Source organism: Streptomyces sp. NPDC059900 (assembly GCF_050270335.1).
Lineage (GTDB): Bacteria > Actinomycetota > Actinomycetes > Streptomycetales > Streptomycetaceae > Streptomyces.
Genome location: NZ_JBNNJZ010000973.1, coordinates 1 through 1,896, shown reverse-complemented (window position 1 = coordinate 1,896; position 1,896 = coordinate 1). Strand labels below are relative to the sequence as shown.

General features: G+C 73.6%; 2 protein-coding genes. Both read right to left on the bottom strand.

Annotated elements, in window-relative coordinates; all coding sequences use genetic code 11:
- On the bottom strand, nt 1-694 hold a 694-nt coding region (locus tag ACQKIP_RS46325), incomplete at its 3' end, for an EamA family transporter (protein WP_427745752.1).
- A 163-nt stretch (nt 695-857) separates the two neighbouring features.
- Nucleotides 858-1,874: an EamA family transporter gene (locus ACQKIP_RS46320; protein ID WP_427745753.1), complete on the bottom strand. Its 1,017-nt coding sequence runs from the start codon at nt 1,872-1,874 to the stop codon at nt 858-860.
- Between the last annotated feature and the right edge of the window lie 22 nt (nt 1,875-1,896).

The following is a 1,896-nucleotide window of genomic DNA, read 5'->3' as shown; positions in this document are numbered from 1 at the left end:
GGTCCGCAGTATGCGGAACAAGTCCCTCCAACGCGGCGAGCGGCAGCAGGCAGAGGGACACCACGGCGAACGACCAGACCGTCGTGCCGGAGGAGTCGGCGCTCCCGTCCCGCCCCCACCACCGCGTGAGCAGCGTCATCGTGGCGTACGCGGCCGCCGAGAGCAGCCCCCACCCGACTCCGGGCGGCCGTACGCTCACGCCGCCCCCGCCGAGGACGAGCACCAGGAGCCCGGCAAGGGCCCCGGCCACGGCGACGATCCCGCCGCCCCCGAGCCGCTCGTCCATGGTGAACCGCGCCCCGAGCGCGATGAGTACGGGCCCGGCGCCCATCGTGACCACCGTGCCGACCGCGAGTCCGGTCGACTCGACGGCCGCGAAGTAGGCGGTCTGGAACACCGCGAGGGCCACACCGGTCGCCACGATCCGCGGCAGCCGCTGCCGCAGCGGCGCGCTCGCGGCGGCCTGCCCGGCGCGGCGGCGGGCCCGCAGCAGACGGACGGCGTACAGCAGCACGAAGCCGCCCGCGCAGCGCCAGAAGGACAGGCTGACCGGTCCCATGTCGCCGGCCTTGAAGACCAGCGCGGCGGCGCCACCGGCGGTGCCCCAGGCCGTACCGGCGACGATCAGATAGAGGAGGCCGCGTCCGACGGACAGACCGGAGGCAGCCGTCGACGCAGTCGACACATTCGACACGTGAGTTCTCCGCAGAAGAAGAGATGAAGGTCCCTGGCTCCGTCTGCGGGCAGCGTCGCTCCACCCGGCCACCGGCCGGGTGTCATCCAGGAGATGCCGAGATGCCCGCGCTTAGGCGGCGGGGGGCGGCAGAACGAGCGCGCGTGAATGCATGATCACGACCCTAGACGGCGGTGCCGGTCGACGACAAGCGTTCGGGCTCCGGCAGCCCGCCGCCCGCGGCGGGCCCTCCCCGCGGCTTGGCGGGCGTGGACGACTGGGCGATGAACGCCCCCGCGAGGACCACGATGCCCCCGACGATCTGCGGGGCCGACAGGTGTTCGCCCAGCATGACCCAGGCGAGCACGGTCGCGATGACCGCTTCCAGGCAGGCCACGACCCCCGCCACCTGCGGCGAGAGCCTGCGCACCGAGAGCACTCCGGTGACGTACGCCACGACGGTCGCCAGGAGCACGATCCAGCAGATGAGCAGCCACGCGGGAACGGCCGAGCCGTCCATGTCCGCGCTGCCCGCGAGCACCGACCAGTCCATGCCCCAGGGGCGTGCCACGACGGTGAGCACCACGGCACCGATCAGCAGTCCGTACGCGATGACGCCGAGCGGGTCGGGTGCGTCGTCCCCGGCGTCGCTGCCCTGGTCGGACAGGACGAAGTAGCCGACCTGGCAGCACGCGGCACCCAGCGCGAGCAGCAGCCCCACCGCGTCGAAGCTCAGCCCGGCCCACACCTCGACCACGCAGGCGAGCCCGCCGACGGCGAGCACCACGCCCACCGCGGCCGCCCGCGTCACGGGCCGCCGCTGCACGAAGCGCACCCAGCCCAGGACGAGCGCGGGCGCGAGGTATTCGACCAGGAGCGCGACGCCGACGGGGATTCGGGAGATCGCCGCGAAGTAGCAGGCCTGGACACCGGCCACGGCGAGCAGACCGAAGCCGAGCAGCAACGCGGGCCTGCGCAGCAGCAGTCCGCGGTGGCGCCAGGCGACCGGCAGCATCACCAGGGCGGCACCCGCCACCCGGAGCCACACCACGTGCAGCGGGTCGAGACCCGCCTCGATCAGCGGCTTGGCCGCGACACCCGAGCCGCCGAAGGCGACCGCCGACACCAGGGCGAGCCCCAGGCCGACGCCCCTGCCCCGGCTCAGCCGCGAGCCTGTCTGATTCCCCGAAGTCGCTTGCACGGGCACATCATGGCAGGACGTG